Raw genomic sequence first — 18,325 nt, 5'->3', positions numbered from 1 at the left:
TCTCCAATCGAGTGATGTTTGCAACTCTTCTGATTGGCATTGCACAGCGCCAGGGGCTCAGATGGCGCGCCACCGGAAAAGGGTGGCCGGGCTTCGAATCCCGTGTTGGCTTTGAGTAAGTGCGCTTGCCAACCGGCGTCACCATGCGTGGCGCCGGTTGGCAATCCGTCTGCCGGCTATGGCGGGCGGTGCGTTGGGGGCGTTCGCGCCCGCCGGCTTGAGGCCAACCCGGATTCGAACCACGTACCGCCCGCCACCTTTCGGGTGGCGGCTACCGATTGCCCTGCACGGAGCCTTGCCATGAACAAATCCAACTTCCCGCACCTGCACGCCGACCACGGCACCACCCACGACGACGGTTCGCCACAGGCTGCGCCTGCAGTGGACAGGAACACCTTCATTGCCAATCTCAACCGTATCGGCTCCGGTGCGGCGGCCGATGGCCAACCCTGGCCGGAGCGGCATCAACTCCCCGGCCGCGGCCTGGCCCTGGCCGATGCCGATTGCGCGTTAAGTGGATTGCGGGTGGTGCTGGAAATGCTGCTGGCGGCGGAGCGCACCCGCCAGAATGGCGAACCCGAGCAATACGTGGGCGACCGGGTGATGGAGGGGTTGGTCATGGCCTGTCAGTCGTTGTGCGCGCAGGCGGTGGGGCGGTTGCAGCCTGAAGGCTGATCGGCACCCGCTATCCGGAAGCGGTGATGGGCGCCCATGCACTGCAGGAAACGGTGATGCTGATCGACCAACGCAGTCAACACGTGGCGACCTGAGCGGGCAGCCACCACCGCAACTGAGTCACTGGCGGTGTGCTGCCCGCCATGCCGGCCACGCTTCAGCGATCACGCTCACTGCCGACCTCAGGAACAACAAGGCGATCACTGCGCCGACGACAATATCCGGCCAACCGCGCCCGGTCATGGCCACGCCACCTGCGGCCACCAGCACCCCCAGGTTCGCGGCCACGTCATTGCGCGAGCACTCGAACGTGCTCTTCATGTTGATGTTCAACCTGCGGAAACGCCACAGCAGCGCCACGCAGGTGAGGTTCGCCACCAGGGCAATGCCACCGAACACCAGCATCAGCGTGCTGGACGGTGGCACCCCGTTGACCAGCTTTCCGGCCACTTCGAACACGATGAACACGAAGAAGGCCAGGATCAGCAGGCCCTTGGCCAGCGCCGCGCCCGCTTCCCAGCGCGCGCCCCGGTTTACCGCCCACAGGCTCAGGCCATAGACGATGGCATCTCCCAGCATGTCGACCGCATCGGCCTGCAGGGCACTGGATCGCGCGGCAAGGCCCGCGCCGAACTCGATGAAGAACATCGCCAGATTGATTGCCAGCACCGCTACCAGCACCCGCCGCTGGGCGCTGTGCAGCGCTATCGATGCCAGCTCCTGGCGCTTGTGGCCGCAGCACTGGTCCATGGGGGCGCTCCGCCGGGCGTGCCCGGGCTTGAAATGAAAGGGAGCTGCCTTTATCAACCTTGTAGCCCCTACAAGGTCAAGCCCATGACAGCCCCACTTACCATCGGCCAACTGGCCCGCCACACCGGCACCAAGGCAGAGACCATCCGCTATTACGAAAAGATCGGGCTGCTGCAGCCGCCGTTGCGTTCGCAGGGCAACTACCGCTGCTACGGCGCGCAGGATCAACGGCGGCTGGCATTCGTGCGCCGTGCGCGCGAGCTGGGGTTCGCCATCGAGCAGATCCGCGAACTGATCGCCTTCGGCGAACAACGCGAGCACCAGTGCAGTTCGGTGGATGACGTGGTGAAGGCACACATTGCCGACATCGCGCGCAGGATTGACGACCTGCAGGCGTTGCAGGGCGAACTGCAGCGGATGATCGGCAACTGCCCCGGCGGGCGCGTGGCCGACTGCCGGGTACTGGAAGCCCTGCAGCCTGCGCCGGCTAGCTGAGCAGGAACCGCACGCGATTCGGCACCCGCCTTAGACGCCGGTCGCTCCCGCCGCTTGCGCCAGCTCCGCCGCCAACGCATCGCCCTTGCGCTCGCTGTAACGGTCCACGAGGTAGTCGGCGCGGCCGCGGGTGAGCAGCGTGAACTTCACCAGTTCTTCGACCACATCCACCACGCGATCGTAGTAGGGCGAGGGCTTCATCCGTCCGTCTTCGTCGAACTCCTGCCAGGCCTTGGCCACCGACGACTGGTTGGGAATGGTCAGCATGCGCATCCAGCGGCCCAGTACCCGCAACGTATTGACCGTGTTGAACGACTGCGAACCGCCGCAGACCTGCATCACCGCCAGCGTCCTGCCCTGGGTCGGCCGCACGCTGCCGTCTTCCAGTGGCAGCCAGTCGATCTGGTTCTTGAACACGCCGGTCACCGTGCCGTGCCGCTCCGGGCTGACCCACACCTGTCCTTCCGACCAGTGCGACCACTCGCGCAACCGCTGCACTTCCGGATGCCCCTTGTCCACGCTGTCCAGCAGCGGCAAGGCATGTGGATCGAACACGCGCGTTTCGCAGCCCAGATGCTGCAGCAGGCGTTCGGCCTCCAGTGCCAGCTTGCGGCTGAACGATTGCGGCCGCAGTGAGCCGTACAGCAGCAGGATGCGTGGCGGCCCCTGGCGTTCGGCGGCCAACCGCTGGTGATCCGGCTGGGGAAGCGAGGCTTGCCTCAGATGGGGCAGCAAAGGACTTGTGATTGGCTTATTCATTCGACTATTCTAGAAATATGGAAACATCAAATGCAATCGCCGCGCTCACCGCACTCGGCCACGCCACCCGCCTGGCAGCCTTCCGCCTGCTGGTCGAAGCCGGCCCGGCCGGTCGCATGGCCGGCGACATCGCCGCAGCGCTCCAGGTTCCTCCCGCCACCCTCAGCTTCCACCTGAAGGAACTGGTACAGGCCGGCCTGGTCGAGAGCGAGAGCCAGGGCCGCCACGTCTGCTACCGCGCGAATTTCAGCGCAATGACCGGCCTGATCGAGTACCTCACGCACAACTGCTGCGCCGGTTCGCCCAGCGAACAATGCACCCCGTCAGGCAATCCCTGCAGCTGCTGATTCGGAAACGCCACCATGTCCCGCTCCATCCTGTTTCTCTGCACCGGCAACAGCGCCCGCAGCGTGCTGGCCGAAGCCACCCTGCGCGCATGGGGCGGCGACCGCTTCACGGCCTTCAGTGCCGGCAGCCACCCGACCGGCCAGGTCAATCCGTTCGCGCTTGCACAGCTGCGCGCCGAAGGCATCCCGATCGCGGGACTGCGCAGCAAATCCTGGGACGAGTTCACCGACGCGGCTCCGATGGATCTGGTGATCACCGTCTGCGATGCGGCGGCAGCGGAAGCCTGCCCCGTGGTGTTCGGTGATTTCATCCGCAGCCATTGGGGCCTGCCGGACCCGGCCGAGGTAGAGGGCAGCGATGCCGACAAGGCTGCCGCCTTCGCCCATGCGCATGCCATCGTGAAGGCACGCGTGCAGGCCCTGCTGGCGCTGCCCGGGCACGTGTGGCAAGACCGCGGAATGCTGCAGCGGGCACTGGACCAGATCGGCCACCTGCTGCCGGCAGCGCGCACGCCATGAGCACAGCGGCACCCATGGGCCTGTTCGAGCGCCACCTGACGCTCTGGGTCGCGCTGTGCATCATCACCGGCACGCTGCTCGGGCACTTCCTGCCAGGTGCTTTCGCCTCCCTGGCGGCGGCTGAAATGGCCAAGGTCAACCTTCCGGTGGCGGTGCTGATCTGGCTGATGATCATTCCGATGCTGCTGAGGGTGGATTTCGGTGCGATGCGCCAGCTGGGGCAGCACTGGAAAGGCATCGGGGTGACGCTGTTCATCAACTGGGCGGTGAAGCCGTTCTCGATGGCGCTGCTGGGCTGGCTCTTCCTGCGCCACGTCTTTGCGGACTGGCTGCCCGCCGGCCAGATCGACAGCTATATCGCCGGCCTGATCCTGCTGGCCGCCGCGCCTTGCACGGCCATGGTGTTCGTGTGGAGCAATCTGTGCCGCGGCAATGCCAACTTCACACTGAGCCAGGTGGCACTGAACGACGCGATCATGGTGGTGGCCTATGCGCCGGTGGTGGCGCTGCTGCTGGGGCTGTCGGCCATCACCGTACCGTGGGATACGTTGCTGCTGTCGGTCGGCCTGTACATCGTGGTGCCGGTGCTGGTGGCCGCGTTGCTGCGCCGCTGGATCCTGTCACGCCATGGCCAGCCCGGGCTGCAGGCGGCGCTGCGCCGGCTGGGGCCACTGTCACTGTCGGCACTGCTGCTGACGCTGGTGCTGCTGTTCGGGTTCCAGGGCCAGCAGATCGTGCAGCAGCCGCTGGTGATTGCGGTGATCGCGGTCCCGATCCTGATCCAGGTCTATTTCACCTCCGGCCTGGCCTACCTGCTCAACCGGCGCCTGGGTGTGGCGCACTGCGTGGCCGGGCCGTCGGCACTGATCGGCGCCAGCAACTTCTTCGAACTGGCGGTGGCGACGGCCGTGGGCCTGTTCGGTGTCCACTCCGGCGCGGCGCTGGCTACGGTGGTGGGGGTGCTGATTGAAGTGCCCGTGATGCTTTCGGTGGTGAAGATCGTGAACCGCTCACGCAACTGGTATGAGGCGCGCGAGCGCGCTTGAGGCGGCCATGCCGGAGGCGGCGGCGTCGCGCCCGAGCCGCCAGTTGCAGCGCAGTGGAAAGCGCCCTGCTGCGAAGGTGACAGTTCAGAAGTCCGTTCACGTTCCTTGATCCATACTCCACGGCACCACGCCGCATGCAGCGGCAAAGCCCGGAGGTTGCGATGAACACCGCACGCTTGTTCGCCATTGCGTTGACCACGGCTGCCGCGCTGGCCGTGGCACCCGCCTTCGCTGATCCGCCGCACCATGCGCGCGGCAACGGGCCACCGCCGCACGCCGGTGGCCCGCACAACCGTGATGCACCGCCGCCGGGCTGGCAGAAGAAGGCCTGGCGTCGCGGCGAGCGCCTGCCATGGGCGGAAGTGGACCGCCGCTACTGGGTGGACGACTACGCGCGCTATCACCTGCGCGAGCCGGGCCGCGACCGGCGCTGGGTGCGCCAGTCCGATAACGAGTACCTGTTGGTGGAGATCGCCACCGGCTTGATCATCGACGCGCTGCATCGCTGAAGCGACTTGCAGCTTCTCCACACGCGGCGAATTACCCCTGCGATGCGGCCCGGCGTTCATGCTGGGCCGCAATGAGATGTTCCCGCACATCAACACCGCGGCAAAGAGCCCGATCACCAAAGAGCAGGCGGATGGATATCTCCCGTGTGCTCAGCCTACGGTGATGTCCAGCGCGACGTTGCGAGCACGCGATCAGAAGCATCCAGCTCCACCGACCAGGCTTCGGTATCCAGGCCCAACCGGTTCTCATACCACCATCGCTGCGCACAGCGACCACTGCATCCACTGCTTGCATAACAGGTAAAGGGAATACCGGCGTGCTCCACCACGTCAGGTTGCCCCAGCGCCCGAATGACCTGTGCCCTGCCCCCCGACCGGGACCACGGCAAGCGCATGGCAATGCCTCGCCGAGATCGCCGAGCAACCGGCAATGTACGCCACGGACAGGCCGGCACCGGCCTGTTGCGCCGCCCAGCATCCGTGCTAGCGTGCGCCGTCAAACTCTCCATGAGGTGCAGGATGCGCAATGGAATGCGATGTGGCCTGGTCATGGCCTGCATGGCCCTCACGGCGGCCACGGCGGCCGCATCGCCGGCTGCAACGCCCGGTGATCGCAGCCAGGACTTCGTGCAGACACAGGCGATCGCCGCGCGCTGCCAGAAGACGCTGCCCGGCCTGGAACTGCAGTTGCAGGAGGGCCGCCAGCACTGGCTGTCGACGCTCGACGCTGCGCAGCGGCAGGCGGCCGAGGCTTATGCCGGCAGCAAGGAAGGCAAGGCGCTGGAAAAAGGCGTGGAGCGGGATGCCTCCCGCGCCTTCGGTCGCAATACCTTGTCCGCCGCGGCGACCTGCGTTGGCCTGCTCGCCGAATATGGCCCGGCTCATCCGCTGCCTGCCGGAACGGCAATGCCGGCCGACCGGGTGCAGCACTACATGCTGCACTTCGCGCCGATGGCGCTGGCCCGGCTGCAGTGCGCACGCCTGGAGGGCATCGACGTGACAGCCCAGCCCGATGGTTCGGAAACCTGGCAGTACCGGGCCTGCGGCCGGACCGAATCCGTTCGCATGGCCCCGCTCGGACAGAGCTGGTCGATGAGCGATGCGGACCGGAATCGCCTGTTCGACGCGCTGACCCGATAGGTCCGACGGCATTCCACGGGGACGCAAGGACGATGTTTGCACTCGCCAACTGGACCAGGATGCGATCCATCCTTCCATTGACGGTCTGCACGGCGCTCAGCGCCTGCGGACTGGTGATGGACAGTTCGTTCGACACCCTGCAGCAGGCCATCGACGCCGACAGGGTGAACAAGGGATGGATTCCCGATTGGGTGCCCCACGAAGCGACCAACCTGCGTGAAGTACACGATCTGGATTCAAACACCAGCGCGCTGGCGTTCACCAAGCCCCGTGTGGTGCTGCTGAAGTTGCCTGCCGATTGCCAAGCGACCACATCCGGCGACAGCGATCCTGTTGCGTTCGATCGATCCTGGTGGCCGGGTGAGGGGGCGCTCAACGGGTCGTACAGGATTTTTCGCTGCACGCCAGAGCTCGGGAAATCGGTTTTCGTGGCGGTGAGCAGAAACGAAGACCGCGTGCTTTTCTGGCGGGCGTACCCGCGCTGATGCGCTTGCGCAGCCATTCTTCCCATCAGGATTCACCGATGTCCATCACACATGCACGCTTCGCCGCCCTCGCCCTCCTCCTCCCGGCGTGCCTGCCGGCCTACGCCGCGAAGAACGCTCCCGCCGACGTCAAAGCGATCGAACAGGTGGTCGAATCCTTCCGCACCTCGCTGATCAACAAGGACAAGCCGACCTACATGGGCCTGTTTTTCTCCGACAAACCGGAAGACATCGGCTGGCAGTTTGTCTCCGAGGATGTGCGCCTGCAGGACATCCGCAAGGCCAAGCCCGATGCGATCAAGGCACGGCGGATTCCCACCAACAACTTCATCGCGCTGATCGACGGCGTCGTTGCGTCGCCGAAACCGAAGGAGGAGACATTCTCCAACACGAAGATCGAGACGGATGGCGATGTGGCCTCGGTGTCGTTTGACTACAGCTTCCAAGACGATGGAGTGAAGGCCAACTGGGGCAAGGAAATGTGGCAGCTGATCCGCACCGAACAGGGCTGGAAGATCTTCTCGGTGATCTATTCGATCCGCGATTCACGCAGCCCGGCCGAATGAGTGATCTGTCAGACTGGTGCCCACCGTTCGTCCCTGCCAGCCAGACCCGATGACCCGGATTGCCGACCTCAACGCCGACCAGCTCGCCCACCACGCGCTCAACATCTTCATCGCCCAGGGCCGCCATGTGGAAGGCGCCCGCGTGATCTACCGTGCGCTGCAACTGGACCCGCATCATCCCGGTGCGCTGCGCTGCCTGAGCGATTTCCTGGCCCACCAGGGCACCGAGCCCTTCGCGGCGGTGACGCTGGAACACGCTCTGTCCGGTGCCGTTCCACTGGATGACGATGCGCGCCGGATGCTGGATGACCTGCGTTTCCTCGACATCTGGTCCTGGGGATTTTCTCGGCACGTCTCCGGCGAAGCCAACCTCAGCGGCGAAGCGTTCAAGAACCGCGAGGATTTCGTGTTCGATGGCCCGGCCTATGCGGCCTTCCTCAACACGGTGACCGAGCCGGCCGGTTCGTTGCAGGGCGCCTTCCAGGCCGCAGTCCGTATCTGCGGGTTGATGTCGGGCCTGCTGCGCCATCCGCAGAAGGACAATCCAGCGTTCGATGATGTGCTGCGTTCCTCCGCCTTCATCGAGACCGAGGCATACCCGGCATGGCTGGCCTCGCCGACCGACCATCTGGATGCCCTCGACCAGGCCATCCAGGCGCAGCGCCAGGCCGGCTGAAGGAAAATCCAACGGGCGTCCGACGCTTTCCCGACGCCCGCCTGCACATCCTGTCGTGAGGTCAATTCATGGCAGAACCCGCATGCAGCCACCTCACCCCAGGGACAGCGGCAAGTACCCGCATGGCAAGACCGGCCTTCGCCGCATCTTCCACACGCTGATCCATTCGCGCGACGGCTTCATCGCCACCTTCCGTGGCGAAGCGGCCTTCCGGCAGCTGTTGCTGCTGCATGCGCTGCTGATGGTCGCGGCGTTCGTGCTGGACATCAGCACGATCGAGCGGGCCGTGGTGCTGGCCGTCTGCTTCATCAGCCTGCTGGTGGAGCTGCTCAACTCGGCCATCGAAGCGGTGGTCGACCGCATCTCGCTGGACCACCACCCGCTGTCCAAGAACGCCAAGGACATGGGCAGCGCCGCCCAGACCACCGCGCTGCTCATGGTCGGCACGGTGTGGGGCGTGATCCTGCTGGGCTAGGTCACACCCAAGCCGCCGGATGTGACCCAACGCTACCCTGCGCTGATGCGTTACTGGGCGGCCAGGGCGAAATCCAGACCCGCGCATACCGCTGCCACCTGGGCGTCGTTGCATTCCTGCGGGTTGGTGCGCGGGCTGTCCGGGTAGACCTCGGTGGTGGTGGCAAAGCGTGCGTCGGTGAAGCCGGCGCAGGCGCCGATCGAGCGCGACTCGCCCCAGACCACGCCCGGTGACTGCAGCGGCAGGCCGACCAGGTTGCCTTCGGCGTCGGCCGGGGCGATGTGGGTGACCGGGGCAACGGCGGTGATCAATGCCTTCTGGAATTCCGCCTGCGGATCTTCGCTGTTGCCGATCACGTAGAAGCCATCCGGAATGGTGTCGCGCTCGAACGGCTTGCCGTCGCGGGCGCAGCGCGCTGGATCGAACTCGTGCAGGTCGCTGTCGGTGGTCTCGTGCAGGTCCAGGTGCACCAGCAGGTTCGGCTTGCGCTCAGCCACCCAGCGCATCAGCGCGGCGGCCTCTTCGATCTGGCCACCGTCACGGAAGCTGCGGTTCGGGTCGATGGCATCCGGGTTCCAGCGCTGGATGCGCTCGTAGCCCCACGGGCTGACGCACGGCGCCACGATCAGGTTCAGCCGGCCCAGGTAACGCTCGGCCTGCTGCTCCAGGAACTGCAGGGCGCCATGCACGCCGCTGGTCTCGTAACCATGCACGCCGCCGGTGATCAGCGCGGTCGGCAACGCCGGGTTCCAGTCGTGGTTGACCACGGCGAACAGCGGGTAATGGTCCGGCGCATAGTCCAACTGGCCGTACTGGATCACGTCGAAGCTGTCGTCCAGGCGTTCAAGGGCGGCCACCACGTCGTCATGGTAGCTGCGCTGGCGCTGCTGGCGGGCCCGCCACTGTGCGCGTTCCGCGTCGCCCCAGGGCTGTCCGGGGGTGCCGATCGGGTAGAACTGCGCAACAGTCATTGGGGAACTCCAGGGGTCGAACGGATGGGTGCAGCCGGTCATTCTAAGCCTTGTCGCGCCTGCGGGTCCCCTCCCCCGGCCCCGCCTTCATCCAGCCAAGGTCATCTGGTTGTAAAATCAACGGTTTTTGGCCCCTCACCCCTTGATGGCGAAAGCAGCGCAGCCGGTCCTGGGTGGACCGGAATTCCTCCGCCTGCTCGCCCGTCTCAGCGACGGCGCGATGCCGGCCAGCAGTCCCGCCCTGACCGATCGCCTCGGCCAGTGGGTGGACTGGAGCCGTGCCGTGGCCCTGTCCGGGGCCTTGGGCGGGCGCCTGCCCGAGCCGGGTGAGGCCACCGAAGCGGCCGGGGATGTGCTGGACGACTGCGCCCAGGCCCATGCCAGCCTGCTGGCCTCGATCAGCGAGGATGCCGAGGCCGAGCGCCTGCTCGACCTGGCCGAAGCCGCCGCCGCACCGAACTTCGCCTCGCTGCGCCAGCGCTACCGGGTGCTGCAGCAGGCGATCCAGACCGCCACCGGACGCCTGCGCGGCCGCCTGCGCGACCAGCTGGTGCAGGTTTCACCCGAGCTGGCACGGCTGGCCGAGGTCGATGCGGTAATGGAGCAGACCCTCACCCCGCGCGAGCACAGCCTGCTGGCCACTGCGCCGGCAGTGCTCAGCGCCCGTTTTGAACGCGTGCACGGCCAGCCCGGCTGGCGCGCGGCCTTCCGCCATGACATGCGCACCCTGCTGCTTGCCGAGCTGCAGCTGCGCTTCCACCCGATCGAAGGGCTGCAAGACGCCCTGCGCTCCCACTGACCGGAACACCATGTCCAGAACTGCTTCCCATGTCGTTGTTTTCCTTGTCGGCCTGCTGGCCGTGTGCTGGATCGGCATTGGCTACGTTTCGGTGCATCCGCTGGGTGCAGCGGTGGCGGCGATCATCGCGGCCTGCTACATCGCCGGTGGCGTGGAGCTGTACCGTTACCGCCAGGCCAGCAACGGCCTGCGCAGCGCACTGAGTGACCTGTCCAGCGCGAAGGAAAGCCTGGCCCCCTGGCTGGAGCGCGTGCCGATGGGCCTGCGCAACGCCGTGCGCCTGCGCGTGGAAGGCGAGCGCACCGCCCTGCCCGCGCCGGTACTGACCCCGTACCTGGTTGGCCTGCTGGTGCTGCTGGGCATGCTCGGCACCCTGCTGGGCATGATGGACACCCTGCGCGGCACCGGCCTGGCCCTGCAGAGCGCGACCGACATGGCCGCCATCCGCGGCTCGCTGGCCTCGCCCGTGCAGGGCCTGGCCGTGGCATTCGGCACCTCGATCGCCGGTGTGGCCAGCTCGGCCATGCTCGGCCTGCTGGCAGCGCTGCTGCGCCGTGACCGCCTGCAGGCCGTGCAGCAGCTGGACCGTGCCATTGCCGGCGACCTGCACCCGTACTCGCAGGCCTGGCAGCGCGCCGAGTCGCTGCGACTGCTGCAGGCACAGTCCGCCGCGCTGCCGGCGCTGGTCGACCGCCTGCAGGCGATGACCAGCACCTTCGAACAGCACAGTGCGGCCGCCAATGAGCGCCTGCTGGCCGGCCAGGCCGAGTTCCTGACCCAGAGCCAGGCGCTGCAGGAACGCCTGGCGGTCTCGCTGCAGCAGTCGCTGCGCGAAGGCGCCGAGGCCAGCGCCGCCGCCATCGGTGGCGCGCTGCAGCCGATGGCCGAAACCACGCTGGCCGGCCTGGCCCACCATGGTGAGGCGCTGCATGCCCGTGTCGAGCAGGCGGTGCAGCAGCAGTTGTCTGGCCTGAGCGACGGTTTCGAGCGCAGCCGCGTCGCCACCGAAGCCAGCTGGGCCAAGGTGGTGAGCGAGCAGACCCAGGCACAACAGGCGCTGGTGAGTGATCTGCGCCAGCACCTGCAGGCCTTCAGCGACGGCCAGGGCACGCAGGCCGAAGCACTGGTCGCGCGCATCGGCGAGCGCCTGCAAGCCGATGCCAACGGCAATGCCGAGGCCTGGCGCGCCGCCGCCGAACAGCAGCAGGCGTTGAATACCGCGCTGGTCGAACGCCAGCAGCAGGCGTTGCTGGACGCCAGCGAGCATCTGGACGCGCGTGCGCAGGCGCTGCTGCAGGCACTGGAACAGCACCACAGCGCCAGCCAGGCGCTGCTGCAGGATCACGAACTGCAGCGTTCGCAGGATTGGCAGGCCGCGCAGGCCGCCGCCGCCACCGCGCACGCCGAACTGCAGGCCCGCCTGGACAGCCGCGAGCAGCAGCGCCAGGCGCGCTGGGATGCGGTCAGCGCCGAACTGCAGCAGGCCCACGCCGCGCTGCAGACCCAGCTGGAGGCCGGCGACGAACAGCGCCTGCAGCGCTGGAGCGATGCCCTGCAGCACGTTTCCACGGAGCTGGCCGAACGCCTGCAGGCCAACGGCGAACGCCTGGCCGCGCAGCAGCAGCAAATCTGCGACACGCTGGCGGCCACCGCACAGCAGATCGGCGAAAACGGTCGCGCCCAGGCCAGTGCCACGCTGGCGGAAGTGTCCACCCTGCTGCAGACCGCGGCCGCTGCACCGAAGGCCGCCGCCGACGTCATCAACGAGCTGCGCAGCACGCTCTCCGAGAGCCTGGTGCGCGACAACGCGATGCTGGAAGAACGCGGCCGGCTGCTGGCCACCGTGCAGACCCTGCTGGATGCGATCAACCATGCCTCGCACGAACAGCGCACCGCCGTGGACGCGCTGGTCGGTGGTTCGGCCGAGCTGCTGGAACGCGTCGGCAACCGCTTCACCGACCATATCGCCGCCGAGACCGGCAAGCTGGATGGCATTGCCGCAGCGCTCAGCGGCAGCGCCGGTGACGTCGGCCAACTGGCTGGCGCCTTCGGCGACGCGGTTGCGCAGTTCGGCAGCGCCTCCACCGAGTTGTCCGGCCGCCTGGAACAGATCGGCGGCGCACTGGATGCCTCGCTGGCCCGCAGCGACGAGCAACTGGCCTACTACGTGGCGCAGGCACGCGAGGTGGTCGACCTCAGTCTGCTGTCGCAGAAGCAGGTGATGGAAGAACTGCAGCAGCTGGCCGCGCGCCGCGGCAAGGCCGGCAGCGCATGAGCGACGAGCTGGAGGTCGATGGCGGTTCGCACGCCCCGATCTGGGCCGCCTTCGGCGACCTGATGTCGGTGCTGCTGGGCGCGTTCGTGCTGATACTGGTCGGTGTGGTTGCCGTGCAGCTGGAGCTGTCGCAGCGACTGGACCAGGAAGTGAAGCAGCGCCAGGCCGAAGCCAAGCGCCTGCAGACCCTGGAACAGGCGCTGGCGGGCCCGCTGGCCGCCGGTCGCGTGACCCTGGTCGATGGACGCATCGGCATCAGTGGCAGCGTGTTGTTTGCACTGAACTCGGACCAGCTGCAGCCGGAAGGCCAGGAGCTGCTGCGCAGCCTGGCTGCGCCGCTGGCCGCCTACCTGGGCACGCGCGAAGAGATCCTGATGGTCAGCGGCTTCACCGATGACGCGCCGGTGCGCGAAGGCAACCGGCGTTTCGCCGACAACTGGGAGCTGTCGGCACAGCGTTCGCTGACCGTGACCCGCACGTTGATTGCCGATGGCGTACCGGCTGACGCGGTATTCGCCGCCGCGTTCGGCAGCGAGCAGCCGGTCAGCTCCAATGCCAGCGAAGACGGCCGCGCGCGCAATCGTCGCGTGGAAATCGCGCCGATTCCCAAGCCCAGGGCCCCGGATGCCAAGTAAGCCGCCCGCACTGGAGGGCCTGCGCGCACTGGTGCGCGACCTCGATGCGGGGTCGCGCTCGCTGCCGCATTACCCGCAGGTGCCGATGCTGCAGCAGGTGCAGCGCGAGTGGTCGGAGCTGCGCAGCGAGCTGCAGGTACGCCGTTCGCTGCGCACCGAAGCCCCCGCCGACGGCGGCCCGCTGAACTCGGCGGTGCTGGTGCAGCGCATGCTGGACACGATGCAGTCGACGAGCCCCGGTTACCTGCGCCACTTCATCGACTACGTGGACACCCTGTCCTGGTTGCAGGCACTGCAGGATGGCGCCGCCAGCGGCGGTGATACCGCGAAGCCGAAGCGCACGCGCAAGCCGCGCTGAACACCGATTGGTAGTGCCGGCCGCTGGCCGGCAGCTGCACATTGCCAGATGGGTCCACGTGGCTGCCGGCCAGCGGCCGGCACTACCCGTCGTGGTAGGCGCCTCACAACAACTGAACATGTCACCAGACAGTCATCTGTCTAGCGCACCATTTTCACGTTGACCCACGGCGCCTGCAGCGCCCGCTGGTCGCATCGGTTGTCTCCCCTTTTGAACTCCATGAGCTCCGCGCCCGTGCGGTGGCTCGTACCTGCCTGAGTGTCCGTAACATGACGAAGACTTTGTTGGCCGCTGCGCTGTCGATCGCGCTCGCTCCCGCGGCCTGGGCGCAGGATGCTGCCTCGACCTCCAGCACGCCCTCCGCGACCAACCTCGATGCAGTCTCTGTGATCGGCAGCGGTGAAGCGCGCCAGGTGCAGCGCATCACCCGCGAGAACCTCGACATCCTGCCGCCAGGCACCAGCCTGCAGAAGACGCTGAACCTGCTTCCGGGTGTCAACGCGCAGTCGGCCGATGCGCTGGGCACCAACGAGCAGTCGATGACCCTCAGCCTGCGCGGCTTCAACTCCACCCGTCTCGGTTACACACTGGATGGCGTGCCGCTGGGCGATGGCGCGTACAACAACTACAACGGCCTGACCATCAACCGTGCGCTGATCAGCGAGAACATGGCCGGCGCCGAACTGGCGGTGGGCATCGGCAGCCTCGGCACGCCGTCCACCAGCAACCTCGGCGGCACCATTTCCTATACCTCCGACCGCCCGGCGCAGGAACTCGGCGGCCGCGTGGTGCAGACCTTCGGCAGCGATGCCAACCGCCGCACCTTCGTGCGCGTGGACAGCGGCGAGTACAACGGCTTCTCCGGCTACGTCTCCGGCATGAATGCCGTCTCCGATCTGTGGAACGACCAGACCGCCTACAACAAATCCATCACCAAGCAGTTCAACGCCAAGGGCGTGTGGAACTTCGGCCGCGGCCAGATCACCGGCTTCGTCGATACCTCGCGCACCACCCAGGCCGACTACTTCTACCTGTCCAAGGACGAGATGTCGCGCGGCCTCGGCTGGGACTGGGGCGGCTACGCGCCGGACTGGAACAAGGCGGTGGCCAAGGCCTACTGCAACACCGCCAGCTTCAATGCGAAGAAGTGCGACAACAGCGGCCCGGACAAGGATGCCGACGGTGCCTTCACCGCCGGCCAGATCCTGCGCGATGACAACCTGTACTACCTGGCCGGCGACTTCTTCCTGGCCGATGGCTTCAGCCTGCGGGCGCTGGCCTACCACCACGATGACCGTGGCGAAGGCCACAACTGGAACAGCGGCGCGTGGTCGAACAAGGGCACCGCGCAGGAGATCCCGATCATCTTCCGCAACACCATCTACACCATCGACCGCGATGGCGGCACGCTGTCGTTCGACTGGGAGCTGGGCGCACACCGCATCGAAGGCGGCGTCTGGTACGAGCGCAACACCAGCAGCGCCGAGCGCTACCAGACCGCCGTGGACGGCCCGCGTGACCTGAGTGGCATGAACACCCTGCCCTCCGATGTCGGCGTGTTCGCCCAGCGCACCCGCTGGAAGACCCACCAGTTCTTCCTGAAGGACACCTGGCGCCTGCTCGATGACCGCCTGACCCTGGAGTTCGGCGCCAAGAGCCTGCACGCCACCTCCGATGCACAAGCACTGCCGGGCGATGCGAAGACGCCGATCTCGCCGACCTCCAACAACCAGTTCGCCACCGGTTCGTTGAAGGCCAGCAAGAATTTCCTGCCCAGCATCGGCGCCAACTTCCGCCTGACCGAGCACCACGAGATCTTCGCCAGCTACGCCGAGAACATCGCCATGTTCCAGGGCGGCTTCAAGCTGGGCCCGCAGGCGGTCAGCCAGGCCACCTGGAATGCGCAGGGCAACCTGAAGCCGGAGGAGTCACGCTCGCTGGAAGCCGGCTACCGCTTCGTCACCGATACCCTGCAGGCCTCGATCGCGGCCTACAGCGTGCGCTTCGACAACCGCCTGCTGCAGTACAACCCCTGTGACTCGCGCCAGCCGGTCGGCCCGACCTGCGGCAACCGCTTCTACAACGTCGGCGGCGTCGACAGCCGTGGCGCCGAGCTGACCGTGCTGTGGACCCCGAACGAGCACTTCAGCTGGTACACCTCGGCCTCGCTGAACCGTTCGACCTACGCCTCCAACTACGTGCAGGCCGGTGTCGAGCAGCAGATCAAGGGCAGGATCCAGACCGACACGCCCAAGCAGCTGCTGGCCACCGAGATCACCTGGCGCGACAACGGCTGGTTCGCCAGCCTGCGTGGCAAATACACCGGCGAGCGCTTCTACACCTACACCAACGACCAGGGCTTCGGTGGCTTCACCGTGTTCGATCTGGCCGGTGGCTATGACTTCGGCCAGGTCGGCTTCGCCAAGGGCATGCGCCTGTCGTTCAACGTGACCAACCTGACCAACAAGCGCTACGCCAGCAACCTGGATTCGAGCGTGTTCGCGCCCAGCGACCCGGCCGGCAAGCTGTATGTGTTCCATGCCTCGGCACCGCGCCAGGTGTTCGGTACGATCGACCTTCGCTTCTGATTGACCGCCCGGAGTCCACCGATGCTCGCGACCGCCCTGCTGCTGGCCACCCTCTCCGCAAGCGGATACTCCGCCCCGCACGAGGCCGCTGGCACACCGCCACGCACCCTGCAGTTGGGCGGTCGTACTTACGTGGATAAAGGCCTGGTCGCCGCCGGGCGGCTGCCGGCGGGCACGGTGGACTTCCTCGGCGATACGCTGGGCTCGTTCTCGTCGCTGGCAGTACAGCCTGGCACCTGGAAGCGCACCGCCAGCGGCTACGAAGGCGTACTGTGGACCCTGCCCGACCGCGGCCGCAACGACCCCGAGGCTGGCCTGTTCTACGACTACGCCGGCCGCGTGGAGCGCATGCAGCTGCGCATCGACATTGCCCCAGGCAAGCCCGGTGCGCTCGGCGCGCTGACGATGGTGCCGGACAAGGGTGTGGTGCTGAAGGACTTCAACGGGCAGCCGTTCACCGGTGCCGACCCGGGTGAGCACACGATCACCCAGCGCGATGTGGTGCTGCCCTCGCCGGCCAGCGGCGCAGGCGCGGGCAAGGTCTCGCTGGATGCGGAATCGCTGCAGTTTACCGCCGATGGCCACTTCTACATCGGCGACGAGTACACCGCCAACGTCTACTACTTCGATGCGCAGGGTCAGCTGCAGGGTGTGATCGTGGCGCCGCCGGCGATCCGTCCGCAGCGAGATGGCAAGCCAGCGTTCGGTTCACTGGCGCCACCGCAGACCGGCCGCCGCAACAACCAGGGCGTGGAAGGCATGGGCCTGTCACCCGACGGCAGCCGCCTGTTCGTGGCCCTGCAAAGCGCGACGCTGCAGGACAGCGCGCAGGGCAATGCGGCCGGACGCATCAACACCCGCGTGCTGGTCTACGACGTGACGGCCTCGCCAACGCCACAGCAGCCGATCGGCCATTACGTGATGGCCCTGCCCGCCTACGCGCACGACGGCAAGGGCAAGCTGGACCGCACCGCCGCGCAGAGCGAGCTACGCGCGCTGGATGCCCACCGCTTCCTGCTGCTGGCCCGCGACGGCAACGGTCTGGGCAAGGATGGCGACGACCCGATCGTCTTCAAGTCGGTGCTGTTGGTGGATGTGGCCGAAGCCAGCAACCTGGCGGGAAGTAACTATGAGTCCGGTACGGCCTCGGTACTGGCCGACCCGACGGACACCGTTTTGAAGAGCGGCATCGTGCCCGCACGCAGCGACGAACTGCTGAACCTGCTCGACCGCCCGCAACTCGCGCGTGCCGGCCTTGACCTGGACACCAAGCGCGGCCCGCATGCCGGCCTGCTGTCGGAAAAGTGGGAGGCCATGGACGTGCTGCCAGCGCTGGACCCGCAACATCCGAACGACGTGCTGCTGCTGATCGGCAATGACAACGACTTCATCGCCCGCCGCTGCCGCATGCAGGGCCAATCCTGCGACAGCCCGTACGACAACGACAACCGTGTGCTGGTCTACCGCCTGACGCTGCCCTGACTGCAACGGGTAGGGCCGTCATGTTCGAAGGCCCGGTAGTGCCGGCCGCTGGCCGGCATCACGCCCAGACCGACCACGCATACGGATAATCGCCAATCTACCCAGCAACACCTGCGCGTACCGGACTCCCCACGATGTACAGCGCCTGCTCAGCCCTCACCGCAACGGGTAGTGCCGGCCGCTGGCCGGCATCACGCCCAGACCGACCACGCATGTGGGTACTCGCCAATCTGCCCGGCAAGATCAGCGCGCACCGGATTCCCCAGGATATACAGGGCTTGCCGCGCCAGCGACTCCTCAGCCCTCACTGCATGATCGAAGTAGCCAGGCTGCCATACCGTACATCGACGCCCCGCCAGGCGATTCAGGGCAAGCGCGCTTGACGACTTCATTCGGCGCGCAATGCCTGGAAGGTGAGCTGCACGCAGCTCGAACATCCAGTGGACGTGATCCGGCATGACGACCCATGCGAGTGACTGCACCAGCCCCCGACGTTCGATGTAATGGAACTGGTCGATTACACATGCCACTGCAGCTTCGATTTCAAAGAGCCGGCGGCGCTGATGTGTCGTCGTTGTCAGAACGTAGACCTGACCGACAATGGAACGCCGGCCCAGGCGGAGGCGGTGGCTGCTCATGCCCCATGGTGGAGCGATCATTGGGCGTTGAACGTCAGGCCATGCCTCGATGGATGTTCGGATATGTCTGAAGTTGAATGAGGTTGCCGGCCAGCGGCCGGCACTACCGGGAACTATGGGTTGCCGGCCAGCGGCCG

The 18,325-nt window shown here is 66.7% G+C and carries 21 protein-coding genes; 17 read left to right on the top strand and 4 right to left on the bottom strand.

Annotated features, from left to right (window positions below):
- Positions 1-300 precede the first annotated feature (300 nt).
- Positions 301-675 (top strand): hypothetical protein, encoded by a 375-nt coding sequence (locus N5D91_RS16580; RefSeq protein WP_180855514.1) that lies wholly within the window; start codon positions 301-303, stop codon positions 673-675.
- A 120-nt stretch (positions 676-795) separates the two neighbouring features.
- Here N5D91_RS16580 and N5D91_RS16575 read toward each other — a convergent pair whose 3' ends face one another.
- Positions 796-1,425: a cation transporter gene (locus N5D91_RS16575; protein ID WP_180855515.1), complete on the bottom strand. Its 630-nt coding sequence runs from the start codon at positions 1,423-1,425 to the stop codon at positions 796-798.
- An 84-nt stretch (positions 1,426-1,509) separates the two neighbouring features.
- Here N5D91_RS16575 and N5D91_RS16570 point away from each other — a divergent pair, with 84 nt between their 5' ends.
- The gene (locus N5D91_RS16570) at positions 1,510-1,920 is read left to right on the top strand and encodes a helix-turn-helix domain-containing protein (protein ID WP_110712548.1); all 411 of its coding nucleotides are present in this window, start codon (positions 1,510-1,512) and stop codon (positions 1,918-1,920) included.
- Between the two features lie 30 nt (positions 1,921-1,950).
- Here N5D91_RS16570 and arsH read toward each other — a convergent pair whose 3' ends face one another.
- On the bottom strand, positions 1,951-2,679 hold the full coding sequence (gene arsH, locus N5D91_RS16565) for an arsenical resistance protein ArsH (RefSeq protein ID WP_110712549.1): 729 nt from the start codon (positions 2,677-2,679) through the stop codon (positions 1,951-1,953).
- 17 nt (positions 2,680-2,696) lie between these two features.
- Between arsH and N5D91_RS16560 the strand changes: the two genes are divergently transcribed.
- From N5D91_RS16560 to N5D91_RS16520, 9 genes are all read left to right on the top strand, one after another.
- On the top strand, positions 2,697-3,026 hold the full coding sequence (locus N5D91_RS16560) for a winged helix-turn-helix domain-containing protein (protein ID WP_065723473.1): 330 nt from the start codon (positions 2,697-2,699) through the stop codon (positions 3,024-3,026).
- A 15-nt stretch (positions 3,027-3,041) separates the two neighbouring features.
- Positions 3,042-3,545 carry an arsenate reductase ArsC gene (locus N5D91_RS16555; protein WP_180855516.1) on the top strand — a complete coding sequence of 168 codons (504 nt, stop codon included), beginning with the start codon at positions 3,042-3,044 and terminating at the stop codon, positions 3,543-3,545.
- Positions 3,546-3,559: 14 nt separating this feature from the next.
- On the top strand, positions 3,560-4,591 hold the full coding sequence (gene arsB, locus N5D91_RS16550) for an ACR3 family arsenite efflux transporter (protein ID WP_180855522.1): 1,032 nt from the start codon (positions 3,560-3,562) through the stop codon (positions 4,589-4,591).
- Positions 4,592-4,752: 161 nt separating this feature from the next.
- Positions 4,753-5,100, top strand: a complete 348-nt coding sequence (locus N5D91_RS16545) for an RcnB family protein (protein ID WP_153855518.1) — start codon at positions 4,753-4,755, stop codon at positions 5,098-5,100.
- Positions 5,101-5,649: 549 nt separating this feature from the next.
- Positions 5,650-6,240 carry a hypothetical protein gene (locus N5D91_RS16540; protein WP_279908789.1) on the top strand — a complete coding sequence of 197 codons (591 nt, stop codon included), beginning with the start codon at positions 5,650-5,652 and terminating at the stop codon, positions 6,238-6,240.
- A gap of 32 nt (positions 6,241-6,272) precedes the next feature.
- Positions 6,273-6,725, top strand: a complete 453-nt coding sequence (locus N5D91_RS16535; protein WP_180855517.1) for a hypothetical protein — start codon at positions 6,273-6,275, stop codon at positions 6,723-6,725.
- Between the two features lie 38 nt (positions 6,726-6,763).
- Positions 6,764-7,291: a nuclear transport factor 2 family protein gene (locus N5D91_RS16530; RefSeq protein ID WP_180855518.1), complete on the top strand. Its 528-nt coding sequence runs from the start codon at positions 6,764-6,766 to the stop codon at positions 7,289-7,291.
- A gap of 49 nt (positions 7,292-7,340) precedes the next feature.
- Positions 7,341-7,967 (top strand): hypothetical protein, encoded by a 627-nt coding sequence (locus N5D91_RS16525; RefSeq protein ID WP_180855519.1) that lies wholly within the window; start codon positions 7,341-7,343, stop codon positions 7,965-7,967.
- An 82-nt stretch (positions 7,968-8,049) separates the two neighbouring features.
- The gene (locus N5D91_RS16520; protein ID WP_008265627.1) at positions 8,050-8,442 is read left to right on the top strand and encodes a diacylglycerol kinase; all 393 of its coding nucleotides are present in this window, start codon (positions 8,050-8,052) and stop codon (positions 8,440-8,442) included.
- 50 nt (positions 8,443-8,492) lie between these two features.
- Here the strand turns inward: N5D91_RS16520 and N5D91_RS16515 are convergent, their stop codons facing one another.
- Entirely contained in the window at positions 8,493-9,413 is a 921-nt protein-coding gene (locus N5D91_RS16515) for a M14 family metallocarboxypeptidase (RefSeq protein WP_014037468.1), read from the bottom strand.
- Between the two features lie 145 nt (positions 9,414-9,558).
- On the opposite strand from N5D91_RS16515, the gene N5D91_RS16510 reads away from it, so the two are divergent.
- The 6 genes from N5D91_RS16510 (at position 9,559) to N5D91_RS16485 (ending at position 17,550) form a co-directional block, all read left to right on the top strand.
- Positions 9,559-10,212 (top strand): DUF3348 family protein, encoded by a 654-nt coding sequence (locus N5D91_RS16510; RefSeq protein ID WP_180855520.1) that lies wholly within the window; start codon positions 9,559-9,561, stop codon positions 10,210-10,212.
- Positions 10,213-10,222: 10 nt separating this feature from the next.
- Entirely contained in the window at positions 10,223-12,487 is a 2,265-nt protein-coding gene (locus N5D91_RS16505) for a DUF802 domain-containing protein (protein WP_180855521.1), read from the top strand.
- The gene (locus N5D91_RS16500; protein WP_097047766.1) at positions 12,484-13,122 is read left to right on the top strand and encodes an OmpA family protein; all 639 of its coding nucleotides are present in this window, start codon (positions 12,484-12,486) and stop codon (positions 13,120-13,122) included. The genes N5D91_RS16505 and N5D91_RS16500 overlap by 4 nt, the downstream gene beginning before the upstream one ends.
- The gene (locus N5D91_RS16495; protein ID WP_343203054.1) at positions 13,040-13,480 is read left to right on the top strand and encodes a DUF2894 domain-containing protein; all 441 of its coding nucleotides are present in this window, start codon (positions 13,040-13,042) and stop codon (positions 13,478-13,480) included. The genes N5D91_RS16500 and N5D91_RS16495 overlap by 83 nt, the downstream gene beginning before the upstream one ends.
- 269 nt (positions 13,481-13,749) lie before the next feature.
- Positions 13,750-16,068, top strand: a complete 2,319-nt coding sequence (locus N5D91_RS16490) for a TonB-dependent receptor (protein ID WP_180855580.1) — start codon at positions 13,750-13,752, stop codon at positions 16,066-16,068.
- A 21-nt stretch (positions 16,069-16,089) separates the two neighbouring features.
- Entirely contained in the window at positions 16,090-17,550 is a 1,461-nt protein-coding gene (locus N5D91_RS16485; RefSeq protein ID WP_180855581.1) for an esterase-like activity of phytase family protein, read from the top strand.
- Positions 17,551-17,741: 191 nt separating this feature from the next.
- Here the strand turns inward: N5D91_RS16485 and N5D91_RS16480 are convergent, their stop codons facing one another.
- Positions 17,742-18,188 carry a transposase gene (locus N5D91_RS16480; protein ID WP_180855582.1) on the bottom strand — a complete coding sequence of 149 codons (447 nt, stop codon included), beginning with the start codon at positions 18,186-18,188 and terminating at the stop codon, positions 17,742-17,744.
- Between the last annotated feature and the right edge of the window lie 137 nt (positions 18,189-18,325).

The sequence above is a fragment of the Stenotrophomonas sp. GD03794 genome (assembly GCF_029842145.1).
GTDB classification, from domain to species: Bacteria; Pseudomonadota; Gammaproteobacteria; order Xanthomonadales; family Xanthomonadaceae; genus Stenotrophomonas; species Stenotrophomonas riyadhensis.
This window is presented reverse-complemented; position numbering and strand designations above follow the sequence as displayed.